Here is an 18,598-nt window from a genome sequence, read left to right as displayed (position 1 = left end):
CCAGACTAAAATTAAAAATTTATCTGAATTAAAACTTTAAAAATCCTATTTCGTTTCTTACTTCACTTTTATACTTAAATCCTCATCCATGAAATTGTTATATTTCTTGTAAATGATAGACAATTCTAAAATAAAGTTTAATTTTTTTTATAAATTAAGTCACTTAGACATTATCGTGTTGAAGATGTCCGGATTCAGGAGGATTTCATCAACACATATCAATCACATTTTATGGGCGACACGAAGAGAGACAACAACCAACAGGAAAACCAGGAATGGATAGATTCACTGGCGTGGATCATCAAAAATAAATCTGAAGAAAGAGCTGAAGAATTACTCGGTATCTTACATCAGGAAGCCAAAAAACACAACATACAGCTCCCTGACACGTTCACGACGCCCTATAAAAACACGATCCCAAGAGACAGGGAGGAAGACTATCCAGGTGATTTGGAACTTGAAGAAAAACTCATGGCTTACATCAGGTGGAATGCCATGGCGATGGTGGTAAAAGCCAATAAAGCCGATGAAGGTATAGGAGGTCATATTTCTACATACGCTTCCATGGCTCAGCTCTGGGAAGTAGGTTTTCATCATGTCTTTAAAATTGACGACAGGGAAGTAGCCGATCAAATTTATTTTCAGGGCCATGCGTCGCCTGGCCTTTATGCCAGGGCGTATTTGGAAGGACATCTGCAACAAGATCATCTGGAAGCCTTTCGTCACGAAATACAGTCTGAAAAAGGACTCAGTTCCTATCCTCACCCCCACCTGATGCCCGATTTTTGGAACAACCCGACCGTTTCGATGGGTTTGGGACCAATTCAGGCTATTTACCGTGCCCGATTCAATAAATACCTTCACAACCGAGGACTCATCGATGAAAATAACAGCAAGGTCTGGGCATTTGTTGGAGACGGAGAAATGGACGAGGTGGAAGCCCGGGGTGCCCTCAGTATCGCCACCAGAGACCAGCTGGACAATCTCATTTTCGTAGTCGACTGCAATTTGCAGCGTCTGGACGGGCCTGTGCGGGGAAATGCCAAGCTTATACAGGAGCTGGAAAGTCTGTTTAAAGGTGCCGGATGGAAGGTCATCAAACTGCTTTGGGGCGAAGCCTGGGAAGAGCTTATTGAAAAGGATAGCAGTGGAAAACTGCTTCAGAAATTGAATGCGCTTCCCGATGGACAGCTTCAGAAATACGCCTTTAGCGATGGAGAGTTTATTCGGAAGGATTTATTTGAAAGCGACGAAGACCTCAAAAAATTAGTTGAAGAGTATTCAGATGAGGATCTTGAACATCTCAAACGCGGCGGTCATGATGCTCAAAAAATATACACGGCTTACAAAGCAGCTTTGGAGACCAAAGATCAACCCAGTATTATTCTGGCTCAGACGATTAAAGGTTACGGCCAGGGAAGCGCAGGCGAAGCCAGTAATGTGTCTCATAAGACCAAAAAACTCGACAAAGATCAGCTCAGGGAATTCAGAGATTTTTTCGACGTGCCTGTTGATGATGAAGACCTGGAAGACCTCCCCTTTATCAAGCCGGATCAGGATAGCGAGGAACTAAAATACCTTCAGGAAAAAAGAAAAAATTTAGGAGGTTATCTTCCCAGGCGAAACGATAAAAGTACCGCTGTCAAAGCTCCGGACTCAGGTATATTCGAAAACTTCTTTGAGGGATCTGACGGAGATGAAGTAGCGACGACCATGGTTATGGTTCAGATTCTTGGAAAACTGATGGAGGATGAACATATCGGCCAGTTGATCGTGCCCATCATTCCCGATGAATCCAGGACATTTGGAATGGAATCGCTGTTCAGGCAAGCTGGTATTTATGCCCCCCACGGACAAAAATATGATCCTGTGGATGAAGAAAGCTTACTTTACTATAAGGAGGCTAAAAACGGAGCCATAATAGAAGAGGGCATTACCGAATCCGGGTGTATGGCCGAATTTATAGCGGCGGGTACCACCTATTTGACCCATGGTATCTCCAGCATTCCCTTTTACTTTTTCTATTCCATGTTTGGTTTTCAGCGTACAGGGGATCTGATGTGGGCGGCTGCAGATGCCGGCGCCAAAGGTTTTTTAATCGGAGGTATTGCCGGGAGAACCAGTATCCCAGGCGAAGGCCTGCAACATCAGGACGGACAAAGTCATTTATATGCTTTAGCCTATCCCAATTTGAGAGCTTATGATCCGGCTTTTGCTTACGAACTGGCCATCATTGTCGAAGAAGGTATTCAAAAAATGTATATTGAGAAAGAAACTCTGTTCTATTACATCACCATTGGTAATGACACCTATCCTATGCCCGAAATGCCTTCAGATGTAGATAAGGAAGACATTTTAAAAGGCCTGTATAAATTCAGATCCTCCAGCCTGGGCAAAAGAAAACGAAAAGCACATCTATTTGGTAGCGGTGCCATTATGAACGAAGTGCTTAAGGCGGCAGAGCTACTGGAAGAGGAATTTGATGTTGGCGCCGATATCTGGAGCATCACCAGCTACAAGACCTTGTATGACAATGCTATAGACACCGAACGCCGTAACCGTTTGAAAGCTCAGGTGAATCAGGAACAAAATTACATTGAGCAAAACCTGGGAGATGAAAAAGGCACTTTTGTGGCGGCTTCAGATTATGTAAAAGCACTTCCTGAAAGCCTGGCCTCTTATTTCCCGGATAAGCTGATCAGTCTCGGAACCGATGGCTTCGGCAGAAGCGATAACCGAAAAGCCCTGCGTGGTTTTTTTGAAGTGGATGCCCAGCATATAGCCTATGCAGCGCTGTATGGCCTGGCAAAACAGCAACAGTTTGATCTGGAGGATTTAGAAAAAGCAGCAAAAACATTGACTATAGATCCACAAAAAATTAATCCAAGAACGGCATAAACATTTAGCAATGGCAACAGAACTTACAATACCACAGATATCAGAAGGCGTCGATACCGCAACCGTTTCAGAAATCCTTGTTTCCAAAGGGGAAAAAATTAAGGAAGACCAGGCGGTGATTGCAGTAGAAACCGATAAAGCTTCAACCGAAATTCCTGCGACTTCAGCGGGGACGATAAAAGAAATAAAAGTAAGTGAGGGCGATGAAGTCAAGGTTGGGGATGTGATTCTCATTCTCGAGGAAACTTCAGAAGAGGATGAAGATGACGAAGACAAAGACCAAGACCGAGACAAAGACGAAGACCAAGACCAAGACGAAGATGAAGACAAAGACGAAGGCGAAGACCAAGACCAAGACAAAGACAAGACCAAAGAAAAAGGGAAATCAGGCGAAAAGAAATCCTCCAAGGAGGTACATGCTTCTCCGGGAGTCCGCCGCCTGGCCCGTGAACTTGACGTAGATATACAAAAAATAGAAGGCAGCGGGGAAAGCGGTAGAATTACCGAAAAAGATGTGCGACAGCACAAAGAAGGAGGTGAAAACAAATCCGCTGCCAAATCCCTTGAACTGCCCGATTTTAGTCAGTGGGGAGCCGTGGAAACCGAGCCGCTCAATACCATTAAAAAAACCACTGCCGAAAATGTACTGAAATCCTGGCAGTCTATCCCCCACGTGTTTCAGTTTGGGGAAGCCGACATTTCGGGAATCGAAACCTATATAGAAGAGCATAAAGAAGAGGTTGAAAAGGCCGGGGGCAAACTGACGCTGACCGCGATTCTCACCAAGGTTGTTGCCACGGCGTTGCACAAGTTTCCCAGGTTTAACGCCAGTATTGATATGGAAAAGGAAGAAATGGTTCTCAAAAAATATGTACATATCAGTATCGCAGTAGCTACAGATAAAGGCTTGCTGGTTCCCGTGATACAAAATGCCGATCAAAAAAGCATCAAAGAGTTGTCGCTGGAGATTTCAGAACTGGCTGAAAAAGCCCGTGAACAAAAACTTACAAAAGAAGACATGGAAGGGGGAAATTTTTCAATCTCAAATTTAGGCGGAATCGGGGGAACCAATTTCACGCCTATAGTTTATCATCCACAGGTGGCCATTCTGGGGGTGTCTCAGGCAACCACCAAACCTGTATATATCGACGATACATTTGAACCCCGGCGAATTCTACCCCTGAGTTTATCCTACGACCATCGATTAATCGACGGAGCCGATGGAGCTTCCTTCATGAACTGGATGGTCAATGCCCTGGAAGATCCGTATGAGGCCTTACTGGGATAACTTCAAAAACAGCAAAAACAATGGGAAAAACTGATAAAAAAGAACTGGTGATTATAGGTGCCGGACCTGGAGGTTATGCGGCCGCCTTTCACGCCTCAGATTTAGGCATAAAAGTTACGTTGATTGATCCAAAAGTAAATCCGGGTGGCGTGTGCCTTTACCGGGGCTGTATTCCCTCCAAAGCGCTTCTGCACCTCACCAAAACCAAAGATGAAGCCCTGAAAGCTTCCGAATGGGGTCTTGAGTTTGAAGAACCTAAAACAGACCGAAAAAAAATAGTCTCGTGGAAAGAGGGTGTCGTTAAAAAACTAACGGACGGTCTGGGAAAGTTAAGCGATTCCAGGGGGATTGAATATATACAGGGCAGAGCCAAATTTACGGGCAAAAATGAGCTGGAAGTCAGTCCCGAAGAAGAAGAAAGTTTCAGTTTACAATTTGAAAAGGCAATCATTGCTACAGGCTCTTCAGTCATCAGTCTGCCTAATATTGAAATCGACCATAAGCACATCTGGGATTCTACGGACGCCCTGGAACTCAAAGAAATTCCCGAAAAGATGCTGGTGATTGGCGGGGGCTATATCGGTCTGGAACTGGGTAGTGTCTACGCCTCCCTGGGCAGCAAAGTGTCTATAGCTGAAATGACTTCCGGTTTGCTTCCGGGAACAGATCGCGATTTGGTGGAGGTTTTTAACAAAAAAGAGCCGTTTGAACGGGTGTATGTTGAAACTAAAGTAGAACAGGCAAAGGTTTCCAAACAGGGGGTGATGGTCTCATTGCAGGGCAAGGAAGGGACACAGGACAAAACCTTCGACCGTGTACTGGTAGCCGTTGGAAGAGCACCCAATACTGAGAGTCTGGGCTTAGATAAACTGGATATTTCTACGACCGACAAAGGCTTTATAGACGTGAATGTCCGGCGCCAGACCAAACACAAACATATCTGTGCGATAGGCGACATCACCGGAGAGCCGATGCTGGCCCATAAAGCAAGCCACGAAGGCAGAATTGCTGCCGAAGTCATTGCCGGTAAGCCCGGAGCCGGCTATGATCCAAAAGCCATACCGGCGATTGTTTTTACCAATCCCGAACTCGCCTGGTGCGGACTCACTGAGCAGGAAGCCAAGGAAAAAAACCGAGACATCAAGGTCGTTAAATTTCCCTGGGCAGCTTCGGGAAGGGCCACTGCCATTGGTGAAGACTCAGGATTTACCAAGCTTTTGATAGATTCTCAAACCGAAGTTATTCTGGGTGGGGCAGCAGCCGGTAAAAATGCAGGGAGTTTAATTCCCGAACTTGCTCTGGCTGTTGAAATGGGAAGCACCGCCAAAGACTTAGAACTCACCATCCACCCCCATCCCACGCTTTCTGAAAGCATCATGGAAAGTGCCGAGCTGTTTTTTGGCAGCGCAACACATTACAAGAAATCCTAGGAAACTTTAAAAAAAGCGGTCTCAGAAAATCTAAATTGTCACCTTGAACTTGTTTCAAGGTCTTATCATGATTTGATTATCCATTATATAAGATTCTGAAACCAACCTGCCTGCTTGATGCAGTCAGGCAGGTTCAGAATGACAAGGAGATGGATTTTAAGACCGCTTCTTTTTGTTCTGATCGTTTAACGTAAATCATTCATCTGCTATCAACTCAGATTCGGCTGTTTCAATGACCTTAAATTTTTCCAGCTGCTCTTCCTCTCCTGTAAAATAGGGAAATACATCTAATATAGGGGATTCTGTAATCGATGGAATTGTATAGTCCCCCATGGTCTCTTCCAAAGCTTTATTAGTATTTTCAAAAGCTTCCTTCACATCGTTAGCCTGAATGAGTAAATAAATATTGGACTTTTTTTCCTTGCCGCTTTCTTCATCCAGGGCTATCAAAGACACCTTGGATTTGAACCAGCGGTCGGAATTATCAAAGGGGTGGACTTCTGCAAAATTAGCGACCCTGATGTTCATGATTCTAAATTCTTCACTTGTGTAAGCCTTCATCTCTTCGTTGATTCTCGTCTCAGCTTCTGTATAAGACACGGCATCCAGTAAATAGGTTTCCGTGGTTATTTTTTGCTCCCCTGTATCCTGTGTTTTTCTGTATTTTACCTTGCATTCAAACCAAATTTCACTCATAACTTTTGTTTTTTGAAGTGTCAAAAATATACTTTTTAGCCAGCCATAGACACGAAATCAAAGCAGGATATTCTTAGATGAATGCCTCATTTTTATAACCGATTAGGTATCAATAATTAGCAGGCTTCGCCTCTCCAAACTTTAACTTTTACAACATAAAAAGAGAGCATTTAGATCTGGAAAACTTTGAAAATAGTCTCATCTTCTTTCTTGATTTTACAGACAAAATTACTTGGGAAGTCATTTAAAATCCTATTTTTATACTTGAACCTATCTCAAAAACCCGATAAGGTTTGATCATTCATTCGCCATATGTACTACAGATATAAAAAAGGAAGGGGTTTCACCTACCAGGATGCACAGGGAAAAACAGTGAAAAAAAAGAGTTTGCGCGACTGGTTTGAGTCTTTGGTCATTCCTCCGGCCTGGACGGATGTGGAGATTTCAGCCGATAAAAACGCAGATTTACTGGCGACCGGTCGCGATGCGAAGGGCCGTAAACAGTACATCTATCATCCGGACTACAGAGCACGCAAGGAGGCCAGGAAATTTGACAGGATTATCGCCTTTGCCGATCAGCTGGAGCACATGCGCCGCGTCACCGGACAGCACCTTCGGGAAAGAAAACATACGCGAAACAAAGTCCTGGCTACGATGGTAAGGCTGTTGGAGTCTGCCTTTTTTCGACCTGGAAATGAAGCTTATGCTTCTGAAAACAACAGCTACGGCCTTACTACCCTGCGCAGTAAACACTTGCACATCGAGGAGGATGAACTGATTTTTTCCTACACCGGTAAATCGGGTCAGGATCTGGAAAAAAGGGTGATCGATAAAAAACTGGCTGCGATCGTTAGGGATTTGGACGACATCCCGGGCTATGAAATTTTTAAATACTATGATGAAGCCGGGCAGAAAGTGGATGTCAAAAGCGAAGATCTCAATGCCTATATCCGGGAACACATGGGCGAAGATTTTTCTGCCAAAGACTTCAGAACCTGGGCGGGCACTATGATTGCCGCCATCGCCTTAGATGAGCTGGGGGCTGTCGATCAGGAGGACCAAAAATTACTGGATAAAAATATTCGCAAAGCCGTGATTCGCGTTTCAGAAAAATTGGGAAATACGCCCGCTGTAGCCCGAAGTGCCTATATAGACCCCAGGATAATTGATGAGTATACCCAGGGTAAAACCTTGAATTATTTCCAAAATGAAATCGATAAACTGCTCGATTCCAATCAAAGCCTCTCCAGAGAAGAGGTTGGTGTTTTGTATCTGCTAAAAAATGAACTTGATGCAAACTAAACAAAGCTTCAGGCATGCCAAATCAAAGTAGATCCAGTTAAAAATAATTCTATGAAAACTCCATTTTTTAAAACCCTGCTTTGGATGGCCATCGCTGTGGTTACTGCCGCCTCTGTCTTGCCTAATATCTTTCCGGACTACTGGCTCATCGATCTGTTCGCCCACTTCAAGGTTCAGTATTTTTTTATAGCCATTCTCCTGCTCATCGCCTCAACTTTTGTCCTTGCCCGTAAAAAATCAGCTTACCTCCTGTTGTTAATCTCAATACTCTGGAACAGCTATTACATAGCGCCGTATTACCTCCATACTCCCCCTGAACGCCCTGAAAACAAAAGGACGTTTAAACTCACCAGCCTCAATTTATTATCCACCAATCCCAGAGCCGATCTGGTCAGGGACTATGTCGAAAACGAGAATCCGGATATTCTGGTCCTACTGGAATTCACGCAGGAATGGGAAAAGGAATTAGGCGCAGTTATCAGCGACTATCCCTACCGAAAATTAGTCAGCAGAACCGACAATTTTGGCATAGCCGTAGTCAGTAAGTTCGAGATGAAAAGTTCGGTCGATTATTTTGGTCTCACTAAACATCCCTCGGTCATAGCCCACATTAGTATTGAAAATACCGCGTATACCCTGGTTGCCACACATCCTGTCCCTCCTGTTAATCAAAGGGCATTTCAACACAGGAACCGGCAGCTCACCACTATACTTAACAGAACTTCAGAATTCGAGAATCCTCTTATCATCCTTGGCGATTTCAACACCTCCTCCTTTTCGAATCACTTCAGGACGCTGCTTCAAAACGGCATGAAGGACAGCCGAATGGGCTTTGGACTCCTGCCCACCTGGCCTGCAGGATATAAACTCCTGCAAACTACTTTGGACCATGCTCTGGTCTCCAAAACCGTGAAAGTCCTTAACCGAACGACTGGCCAGCCCGTAGGATCCGATCATTTGCCTATATCAATCCTCATGGCGATAGACTGACCACTATGAAAATGAACTGCCTCTTAATTTTGTTTTGATTTTGACAATGCTCAATTTCATGCGTTTCACTTTTCACTAAAAGACAAGAACCTTACTCGTATAATTACTTTTAACAAGCCATTAGAATAATTGACAGGTCATTTCATTAAATTTAATAAAAGTTATTTTGTAATGAATCTTAAAGTCATGAGCCTCTTTAAAAATAAACTCTTATTTCTAAGCCTCTTTATTTTTATACAGTTATCCTGCAGTGATGATGAAAATGAGGCCTGTACTGATAAGATTATAGAAACCACAAGCTTAGAAAATGAATACGGTTGTATCAACACTAAGTTTGGTATGGAAATCAACCTCACAGATGATTTCATGGTCATCACAAATCAGGAGGATTTTGAAAGGCTTGTCACCGGTGATTGTCAACCTGATATAGATTTTTCAACCTATGACTTAATCATTGGTAAAAAACAACTCACTACAGGAAATGACTCTATAGACTATCAATTGATTGAGAACTGTGAAACAAATACGTATATCCTAGAAGTGACTTTCAAACAAAACAATACGTTGATTGCCCCTAACCTTACTTACCACAGGTTAATCCCTAAGTTACCTCAAACAGCAGATGTCATAGTTGACATTACTGAAAATTGATTAAAATTAAAGAAGTTGTTTATAGAATAAACTTCCCGAGCAGCGTACGTATAACCGTACGGTGATTATTGATCTATTCAAAATCTAAAAACCTGAATACATTTTAAGGTATAGTCAAAGGATCTGATTCAAAAATCAGGTCCTTTGTCTATTTCATTTATTTTGAATTTCATCCTGCAAAATTTCGGGTTTAGAAATACATTGCTTCAGGCACAGTCCTAACCTGAGCCTACAGGTTGGTTTTGAGAGGATTTCCGGAATAAAAAACAAAAAATGGGAGTCAGACTTAAAGATATCCAAATCATAAAAAACATCATTGTACCTCCCCAAACGCTCTTTTAGCACTTAACCTGTTAATTATGAAACAATTGTTAATATTTAACAAAAGAGAACCCTAACTATAAGCTACCTTATAAAAAAGCAATGATAGTCTTATCGGTCATTAGCTCTTAAATAAAACACGATTCGGGTAGCTGTGCATTTCAGCATAATGGGTTAAAGAAATTACCATGAAGTTATATATACAAAACATGCTTGATTTACTTGGAGAAGAACAGGTTAAAACAGAACTGAATAAGTTAAAGATACCCTTTGGACGTATTGCCGACGGGATGATCGACCTTCCTCAGGATTTGAATCAGCGAAAACACAACAAACTAAAAAATAGCTTACTACCCTATGGCTTAAAACTTCACGACACAAGCAAAGTCATCCTCGTAGAAAAAATTAAGGTGGCCATCAAAGAAATGCTTAGTTATGCAGACGGTCTGCAAGTCTTGAGTTATTCAAATTATTTAAGTTTGAAATTACGCCATGACTATACCTATTTAGCCAATGTATTTTCTAAGGTCAATGGAATTTCCATCCAGCAATACATTATTCAACGTAAAATTGAGCGCGTTAAATTCTATTTTTCAACCAGTGATATCAGTCTTTCTGAAATCTCATACCTCCTGCATTACAGCAGTGTGGCCCACCTGTCCGGACAGTTCAAAAAAGTGACTGGACTCTCCCCTTCTTGCTACAAACACATCATAAGTGAAAGAAAAGGCTCCCTAATTATCGGCTAATCCTTAACCACTTTTTTTTTTAGATTTTGCAAACAGCACAGCAGTATTCATCGGCTGAAATTTTAAACCGCTGTGGTGTTTTTAACTTAAAATTTCTCTTCTTTTTACAAGGCAATAATTCAAATATATACGCAAATTTTGAAAATTATTTTGATTTGATTTAATTCTTACATCTAAAAACAGGCACATTCAGGAGGCTTTAAACCAGTCCCGGCCTGTAACATGTCATCTTTCCAAAACTATTTTCAAATGTGTGACTTATATAACATCAGCCGGTGTTTTGTCTCCCACATTTGTACTGTGAAAATTAGTTCACGCTGGCTTAAGGCCAATAACAACTTAATCAAGAATATATGCTTTTCAAAAAACTAAATCTAATCCCCGCATTCGCCATAGTATTTGCTATGACACTTATGACCACGGGCTGCGCCAAAGACGATGCAGAAGAAATCGCAGGTCTTTGTCCCATTGTACTCTCTACCATCCCCGTAGATGAAGCCGTCAATGTACCTCTTGATCAGGTGATTTCCGCAACTTTCAACGAGGAATTGAATCCGGAAACTGTAACTTCAGGAACCTATAGTGTAAGCGGAGCATCTGAACTCGCGGGAGAAATCAGCTATTCAGAAATGACCGCTTTTTTTACCCCTGCTGAAGATCTTTTACCTTTTACAATTTACACAGGTACAGTCACCACAGGAATAGAGGACACTTATGGGAATGCCTTACAGGAAAATTATGTGTGGAGTTTCACAACCATCCCAGAGCTTTCCTTATCGGTTGCGCCAGAAGCCAGCGGAACTGTTTCAGGAGCCGGTTTATTTGACAATGAATCGACCGTAACAGCTGTGGCAGTACCCGGTGAAGGTTTTGAGTTTATAAACTGGACTAAGGCTGATGAAGTGGTTTCCACAAATTCCACCTATGAATTCCAGATGGATGGAAACATCGCTTTGGTTGCCAATTTTGAAATTGCAACTTATCTGTTAGAAGTAACTGCTGTAAACGGAAGTGTAACTACTACTCCTGATCAGGCAATTTACAGTGATGGAACAGAGGTAATCCTTGAAGCAACTCCGGCAACAGGCTATGAATTTTCATCCTGGAGTGGTGATGCTACTGGAACTAACAATCCATTAACCGTCACCATGAATGCTGATAAAGCAGTCACAGCTAACTTTACACAGGTGAATACAGCTGAAATTTGTGCTAATCCTGCCGTAGATTTAGGCTTGGCCGGTGATTATGCCATACTGGCTAAATCTGGAATTTCAACTACGGGTAACACGTCCATAACAGGTGACCTTGGAATTAGTCCTAACAGCTCAACAGCCATCACAGGATTTGGTTTAATTCTTCATTCCAGCGGTACGTATTCAACTTCAAGTTTAGTCACTGGAAGAGTTTACGCTTCAGATTATTCCTCTCCAACACCAGCTAATTTAACCACAGCTGTAAGCAATATGGAAACCGCATTTACTACTGCCAATGGCATAGCTCCGGATCAAACTGAACTTTTAGCCGGAAATATTAATGGTCAGACTTTAGCTTCAGGGGTCTATAAATGGTCTTCAGGACTTTCAGTAACCAATAGCGTAACCTTAGATGGTGGCGGTGTAGATTGCGCTAAATTTGTTTTCCAAATTGCAGGAGACCTTACGATAGCCGACAACACTGAAATCATTCTGATCAATGGTGCAAAAGCCGATAATATTTACTGGGTAGTTGCAGGTGCAGGTGCTGTACTTGGAACAGACGTTAATTTCAGTGGAAATATCTTATCTCAAACACTGATCTCTGTAAATACACGCTCTACAGTAGTAGGAAGATTATTAGCACAGTCTGCAGTTACTTTAGACGCAAATGCAGTTGTTAAGCCTTCTAATTAAATATATCATTATCCCCTGCCAAATGGCGGGGGATTTATAAAATTCAATTCACTATACTTATGAAAAAAATACTTTTACTTATCATAGTTGCATTAGGTTTTCAAATGCAGACGACAGCCCAAGAGGTTGAATACGAGAAACCCAACTGGTATTTTGGAGTTGCCGCCGGTGCTAACTTCAACTTCTACCGGGGAACCACACAAAACCTGAATGCAGGTTTAACTGTTCCTGCGGCTTTTAAAGACGGTAATGGCATTGGTCTTTATGCTGCCCCACTGGTAGAATATCATTTCACAAATTCAGTTTGGGGAATTATGCTACAGACAGGATACGACAGCCGACAAGGCGAATGGGATCAGGTGATTTCACCATGCAACTGCCCGATGGACTTGTCCACAGATCTTAGCTATATCACCGTAGAACCAAGTGTGAGAATAGCACCCTTCAAAAACGGATTTTATATTTATGGCGGACCCAGACTGGCGTTCAATGTCGATAAATCATTTACCTATGAAAAAGGGACCAATCCAAGTTTCCCGGCACAGGTCGCAGGACCAGCCGTAAATGAAGAGTTTGGAGATGTGGAAAACACTATTTTGTCTATGCAGATAGGTGCAGGATTTGATATTCCTTTGACTTCCAATACCCAAAAGACTCAATTTGTGCTTTCGCCATTTGTGGCTTTTCAACCCTATTTTGGACAAAATCCACGTTCCACAGAAAACTGGAACATCACTACGCTTAGAGCTGGTGCTGCCCTAAAGTTTGGTCAGGGTAAAAAGTCGGTTGTTGAAGAAACCGAAACCATAAGACCTGTTGTTGAGTTTAGCATTGTGTCTCCCCGAAATCTTCCGGCAAAAGCTACGGTTTCTGAAACCTTTCCGTTAAGAAACTATATCTATATGGATCAAGGGTCGACAGAGATTGCAAGTCGGTATGTCTTACTGGAAAAAGACCAGGTCAAAGACTTCAAGGAAGAGCAGGTTAAACTGAACACCCCTACAGACTTATCCGGGCGTGCCAAACGCGGAATGACTGTCTATTACAATATTATGAACATTCTTGGGGACCGTATGGTCAAGAATCCGAATTCTAAAGTCACTTTAGTGGGATCCTCAGAACAGGGAAGTGAGGATGCAAGAGCAATGGCTCAATCGGTTAAAACCTATTTGACCGACGTCTTTTCAATAAACCCGACCAGAATAGCCATTGAAGGCAGAATAGAACCTGAAGTGAGCTCAGAACGAAAAGGGAGAACAGAAGATTTGGATCTGTTAAGGGATGAAGACAGACGAGTGAGTATAGAAAGCAATTCTCCGGCTTTGCTTATGGAATTTCAAAGCGGTCCTACTGCTCCGCTGAAACCTGTACAGTTTAAAGTTATGGAAGCTCCTGTAGACAGCTATGTTGTTTTTAAAGCCGACGGTGCCGAAGAAGCCATCTCTAGCTGGAGACTCGAACTCACAGAAGAAAACGGAATGGTGAAAAATTACGGTCCTTTTGTTGAAAATGAAGCGAGTATCCCCGGGAAAACTATTTTAGGAAATGAATCTCAAGGAGACTTTAAAGTCAAAATGATAGGAACCACAGAAGATGGTCTGGAAGTTATCGAAAAATCCGAGGCAAACGTAGTGCTTTGGGGACCAGCTCAGGCTGAAGAGGCGATGAGGTTCAGCATTTTGTATGAATTTGATGATGCTACAGCCATCACGATGTACGAAAAGTACCTGACCGATGTTGTGGCACCAAAGATTCCTAAAGACAGTAAAGTGATCATCCACGGACATACCGATGTAATTGGTGATGCCGAAAACAACCAAAGACTGTCTTTGGCGCGTGCTAACAATGTTAAAAACATTCTTGAAAAAGCACTTGTAAATTCAAATAGAACAGATGTAAAATTTGAAGTACAGGGCTATGGCGAGGATACAAGCAAGTCTGATTTTGGAAATAAACTTCCCGAGCAGCGTGCGTATAACCGTACAGTGATTATTGATCTATTCAAAATCTAAAAACCTGAATACATTTTAAGGTATAGTCAAAGGATCTGATATAAAAATCAGGTCCTTTTTCTATTTCATTTATTTTGAGTTTCCTGCAGTAAAATTTAGGGTTTAGAAACACATCGGCTTTAGGTCAAGTCTTAGCTTGATCCTGCACCTAAGTTTCGAGAGGATTTCAGGAATAAAGAACGAAAACACCTGAGTAAAACTGAAAGATATCCAAATCATAAAAAAATGGTTGATAAATTTAGAATGGCTATTTTTACTAACTTAAATCAGGTTTTCGTAAAATTTAGCTAAAGCCTTTTCGAAAAAATAAATACTCATGAAAGTATCATTTCAAAGATCGTTTTTCACCTTAGCTTTTCTCGCTCTGTTTATAACTTTTTTAGTCGTGGGGAAATCTATACTTGTTCCCTTGGGCATAGCCCTGCTGCTTGCCTTTATCTTATATCCGGTGCATAAAAAACTGACAAACTGGGGTGTGGGAAATATTTTAGCTGGATTTCTTTCCATCTTAATCATGATCATTATTATAAGCGGAGGACTTACCTTTTTTTCTGCAGAAATTATAGCCTTATCTGATGAGATCAGTAATTTCGGGTCGAAGCTATCCAGTCTTTACACCGATATCATTATCTATATCAATAAAAACATAAGCTTTGTGGACCAGCTCAATGAGGACGAATTATTAAATGATCTGACGTCCTGGCTAAAAGATTCTGCAGGAACTGTTTTGGGAGGAACATTCAACAGCACGACCAGTTTCTTAACCGGTATGATCACCATGTTTATCTATTTGTTTTTATTTCTTATTTTCAATAAAGGGCTGGTGAGAGCTTTTATGAAATTTTCTCCGGCCGATAAAAAAGAACAGTTCTTTGGTATGCTTAAGGGTATTCAGCAGGTTGGACAAAAGTATCTTTCAGGCATGCTGATTTTAATTTTAATTTTAGGTACGCTCAATAGCATTGGCCTGTGGATCATCGGGATAGACAGCCCGTTTTTATTTGGTTTTCTGGCGGCTTCACTCTCCATTATTCCCTACATAGGCACTACCCTGGGGGCTACTATTCCGGTTTTATACGCTTTTATGTCGCATGACCAGCTTTGGGTTCCTTTTGCGGTGGCCATGATGTTCTGGTTTGTTCAGCTGCTCGAAGGCAATTTCTTAAACCCTAAAATCGTAGGAAGCAGTGTCAATGTCAATGCCTTTGCTGCCATTTTAAGCCTCATCATAGGAGCTTCGGTCTGGGGAGTAGCCGGCATGATACTATTTCTCCCCTTTGCAGCCATGCTGAAAGTAATCTGTAAGGAGTATGAAACCCTGGAGCCCATTGGACTATTGATTGGAAATGAAAATTTTGAAACCAATAAAAAGGATAAAAAATCGATTTTTAAAAGACTGAAAGAGAAAGTGATGCATAAAAAATGATTTTTTATTCCCGGATTTACACAAGCTTAAAAAATCTGAATTTTGAAAACGAATACAAGATTTAGCGACAAGAAACTGAGCATTATTAATTTCTCTATTGTCGCGTATTTCATTCTGATGTGGCTGCTTTACGTCTATCAAATCCATTTTTTTATCATCGGTTTTCTCGTTGAACTCCTCACCATTCCCTTTCTTATCGCAGAGGTAGTATTTCTGGTGGTTGGCAGCATACATTTGATTAAAAAACCCATCCGTATAGTAACCCTGGTAAGTATGCTGTCTTTAGGAGTCTGTGCCTTTATAACCTTTCGAAGTCTGATCTGAGCCAAAGCTCCTGTACATTTCAGACTCAGGAGTCAATAGTCAGGAATGAAATACGATTGACATATCCTTAAAAACTTGGTGAAATTCTGATGCTGAAACACTTATATTTGTTAAGTACTTACTAATTTTATCACCTGCATATCTGTGATAAATAATATCCTGTAATTCTACTATAAACATGAATAAACCGACTTTTCTCAAAATAAATACGATTCTATTTTTCCTGATGCTATGCATTGCATCACAGGCACAAAACACCCTGGGAACCACCTTTGTTAAAGCAGGGGTTTACGAGGGTTTGACCTTGATGAGTGTGAATACAAAAGCTTTTTTATTTAATAACTGCGGTGAAGTCATTAACGAATGGACCAGCGATTACAAGCCTGGTAATGCAGTGTATCTCCTGACTAACGGAAATTTATTAAGAGCCGGTCAGGTGGAGAGTGGCAGTAGTATCACTATGGGCGGAGCTGGTGGAATAGTTGAACTTTTTGACTGGGATGGCAATTTGCTCTGGTCCTATGTGGTTAACGATGATCAAAAACGACAGCATCATGACATTTATCCCATGCCCAATGGAAATGTCCTGATTCTCGCAGCAACAGCGATGACAGAGCAGGAAGCGCTGGAGGCTGGCAGAAATTCATCCCGGCTACCAGATAAACGCTTATACAATGAACAGATCATGGAGCTTGAGCCTGTGGGATCCAATCAGGCCAATCTGGTCTGGGAATGGAATATAAACCAGCATTTAGTTCAGGATTTTGATGCGACCAAATCGAATTACGGAGTGGTTTCAGCGCGTCCGGAAAAACTCGATATCAATTTTCTAAACGGAGGAACCGGTGAAGAAAACTGGCTGCATTTCAATTCCATTCAATATGATGAAACCCTGGATCAAATCGTCATCAGTTGTAGAAATCTAAGCGAAATCTATATCATAGACCATTCAACCACAACACTGGAAGCTGCCGGGAGTACCGGCGGTACTTACGGAAAAGGAGGCGATATCCTCTACCGCTGGGGAAATCCGCAGGCTTATCAGCAAGGCAGTGAAGCGAACCGAATTTTATACGGGCAGCATTACCCCCATTACATCAAAGAAGGCTTAACGGATGCCGGCAAAATCATAGTCTTTAACAATGGATTTGGCAGAACACCAGATTTTTCTGAAGTCATGATTATTAATCCTCCTGTGAACTCTCCTGGCGTATACATCAAACAAACCGATGCTGCTTTTGGCCCTGAACAGGCAGATGAGGTGTATGCTGACCTGTCCGAAATTCCCTCTCCTTTTTTCTCAAGAATCGTAAGCAGCGCCCAGCGCTTGCCCAACGGGAATACCCTGATCTGCGAGGGCATCAACGGAGAAATTTTTGAAATTGATGCTAACGGTGACCTAGTCTGGACCTATATCAATCCGGTAGGAAATAACGATTTGAACATCCCTAACCAGGGTGAAGAACTTACCGATTCCAATCTGATCTTCAGGGCCAAAAAATATCCCCTGGATTTCCCTGCTTTTGCGGGTAGAGATTTGAGCCCGGGAAATCCCATTGAAGGCAATCCTGACCTCAGCAAGTGCTATGAAGTTTTAAGCACCAAAGATGCCTTAACCAGTACCCTAACTATTTACCCGAACCCGGCTTCAAATCTCATACATCTTGAGGGTTTTGAAAACCACGACAAAATTGAGATTTTCAACCTGCAGGGTAAGCTTTTGCTTAGCAGCAGCGGAGTGACAAGTGTAGATATCTCTAGCCTGGCTAAAGGCATCTATATTCTCAGAGCAGGCCATGCCAAGCGTAGGATTACAAAAAAAATAATCAAAAAATAAAATTGAACTGCTTATTAAATCGCTCAAAAAAACAAACATGAATTCGAATTCAGACCTAGACCTTTATCTTAGCAGAATCTAATCGGTATAAAATTCAAAAACCAATATGGACATCAAACCCGTCAATCTGAAAGAAAAATTTGATACGTTCTCCAAAGCCTGGGACCCGAAAATAGTCGGAGAACTCAATGGTCAGCACGTCAAAATAGCCAAATTCAAAGATGAGTTTATCGCCCATCAGCACGAAGAGGAAGACGAATTATTTCTGGTGATAGAAGGTCAGATCAAAATCGAACTCGATCACAAAAGCCTTGAAATCAATGCCGGGGAATTTGTCATCATTCCCAGAGGAACCCGGCACAAACCCATAGGGCTAGGCGAAGCCAAAGTCCTGATGTTTGAGCCAAAATCAACGCTAAATACCGGCAATACAGAGAATGAATTTACCGTCAAAGACCTCGATGCCATTTAATCGACTATAAGATCATTCACAGTTCCTTAAAATATTAGGCGATTATTTTTCTGAATCAGTACTAAATTTAGTTTGATTTTATAAAGGATAAAAAGGTTCAAAATATCATTTTTAATTGTCGAGCGGGACTTTAACCGTATCAGCCGATTTTCTTTTGGTGGCGACCCACCCCATAGTCAAGTTGAGTAAGGGTCCGTGGCCGGAAGGGACTCCAAAACCTGTCACTCCCTGATATAGGTTGACCGTTTTAAAACCATTTTAAAGATGATAAAAAGCGGAAAACGTTTAGGACCAAGAAAGATTTATTCAGAAG

Annotated in this window: 14 protein-coding genes; 13 read left to right on the top strand and 1 reads right to left on the bottom strand. The window is 41.8% G+C overall.

The genetic code is table 11. The annotated features are described in order from the left end of the window. The first annotated feature begins 231 nt into the window (after nucleotides 1-231). The 3 genes from aceE to lpdA are packed head-to-tail and all read left to right on the top strand — an operon-like array spanning nucleotide 232 to nucleotide 5,616. Complete coding sequence (aceE, locus tag BLP81_RS08795) at nucleotides 232-2,898, top strand: pyruvate dehydrogenase (acetyl-transferring), homodimeric type (protein ID WP_093368094.1); 2,667 nt, start codon at nucleotides 232-234, stop codon at nucleotides 2,896-2,898. Between the two features lie 10 nt (nucleotides 2,899-2,908). Continuing rightward, on the top strand, nucleotides 2,909-4,186 hold the full coding sequence (locus BLP81_RS08790; protein ID WP_093368093.1) for a 2-oxo acid dehydrogenase subunit E2: 1,278 nt from the start codon (nucleotides 2,909-2,911) through the stop codon (nucleotides 4,184-4,186). Between the two features lie 20 nt (nucleotides 4,187-4,206). Next, entirely contained in the window at nucleotides 4,207-5,616 is a 1,410-nt protein-coding gene (lpdA, locus tag BLP81_RS08785; protein ID WP_093368092.1) for a dihydrolipoyl dehydrogenase, read from the top strand. Between the two features lie 195 nt (nucleotides 5,617-5,811). On the opposite strand, the gene BLP81_RS08780 is transcribed toward lpdA, so the two are convergent. Further along, nucleotides 5,812-6,312: a DUF4494 domain-containing protein gene (locus BLP81_RS08780; protein ID WP_093368091.1), complete on the bottom strand. Its 501-nt coding sequence runs from the start codon at nucleotides 6,310-6,312 to the stop codon at nucleotides 5,812-5,814. Nucleotides 6,313-6,624: 312 nt separating this feature from the next. On the opposite strand from BLP81_RS08780, the gene BLP81_RS08775 reads away from it, so the two are divergent. The 10 genes from BLP81_RS08775 to BLP81_RS08730 all read left to right on the top strand — a co-directional run bounded on the left by BLP81_RS08775 (nucleotide 6,625) and on the right by BLP81_RS08730 (nucleotide 18,285). After that, the gene (locus BLP81_RS08775; RefSeq protein ID WP_093368090.1) at nucleotides 6,625-7,614 is read left to right on the top strand and encodes a DNA topoisomerase IB; all 990 of its coding nucleotides are present in this window, start codon (nucleotides 6,625-6,627) and stop codon (nucleotides 7,612-7,614) included. Between the two features lie 51 nt (nucleotides 7,615-7,665). Then, a complete protein-coding gene (locus BLP81_RS08770; RefSeq protein ID WP_093368089.1) occupies nucleotides 7,666-8,604 on the top strand; it encodes an endonuclease/exonuclease/phosphatase family protein in 939 nt (312 codons plus the stop codon). A gap of 186 nt (nucleotides 8,605-8,790) precedes the next feature. Continuing rightward, nucleotides 8,791-9,255, top strand: coding sequence for a hypothetical protein (locus BLP81_RS08765; RefSeq protein WP_143002822.1), 465 nt, complete (start codon nucleotides 8,791-8,793; stop codon nucleotides 9,253-9,255). A gap of 509 nt (nucleotides 9,256-9,764) precedes the next feature. Continuing rightward, nucleotides 9,765-10,325 (top strand): helix-turn-helix domain-containing protein, encoded by a 561-nt coding sequence (locus BLP81_RS08760; RefSeq protein WP_093368087.1) that lies wholly within the window; start codon nucleotides 9,765-9,767, stop codon nucleotides 10,323-10,325. 353 nt (nucleotides 10,326-10,678) lie between these two features. Continuing rightward, nucleotides 10,679-12,214: an ice-binding family protein gene (locus BLP81_RS08755; RefSeq protein ID WP_093368086.1), complete on the top strand. Its 1,536-nt coding sequence runs from the start codon at nucleotides 10,679-10,681 to the stop codon at nucleotides 12,212-12,214. A 59-nt stretch (nucleotides 12,215-12,273) separates the two neighbouring features. After that, entirely contained in the window at nucleotides 12,274-14,226 is a 1,953-nt protein-coding gene (locus BLP81_RS08750) for an OmpA family protein (protein WP_093368085.1), read from the top strand. 316 nt (nucleotides 14,227-14,542) lie between these two features. Next, a complete protein-coding gene (locus BLP81_RS08745; protein WP_093368084.1) occupies nucleotides 14,543-15,652 on the top strand; it encodes an AI-2E family transporter in 1,110 nt (369 codons plus the stop codon). Between the two features lie 42 nt (nucleotides 15,653-15,694). Further along, nucleotides 15,695-15,976 carry a hypothetical protein gene (locus tag BLP81_RS08740; protein WP_093368083.1) on the top strand — a complete coding sequence of 94 codons (282 nt, stop codon included), beginning with the start codon at nucleotides 15,695-15,697 and terminating at the stop codon, nucleotides 15,974-15,976. A gap of 178 nt (nucleotides 15,977-16,154) precedes the next feature. Next, on the top strand, nucleotides 16,155-17,813 hold the full coding sequence (locus BLP81_RS08735) for an aryl-sulfate sulfotransferase (RefSeq protein ID WP_245686439.1): 1,659 nt from the start codon (nucleotides 16,155-16,157) through the stop codon (nucleotides 17,811-17,813). A 106-nt stretch (nucleotides 17,814-17,919) separates the two neighbouring features. Continuing rightward, nucleotides 17,920-18,285 (top strand): cupin domain-containing protein, encoded by a 366-nt coding sequence (locus tag BLP81_RS08730; RefSeq protein WP_093368082.1) that lies wholly within the window; start codon nucleotides 17,920-17,922, stop codon nucleotides 18,283-18,285. Nucleotides 18,286-18,598 lie beyond the last annotated feature (313 nt).

Source organism: Psychroflexus sediminis (assembly GCF_900099815.1).
GTDB classification, from domain to species: domain Bacteria; phylum Bacteroidota; class Bacteroidia; order Flavobacteriales; family Flavobacteriaceae; genus Psychroflexus; species Psychroflexus sediminis.
Note: the sequence above shows the minus strand (reverse complement) of the source record. Positions and strands in the feature narration are given on the sequence as shown.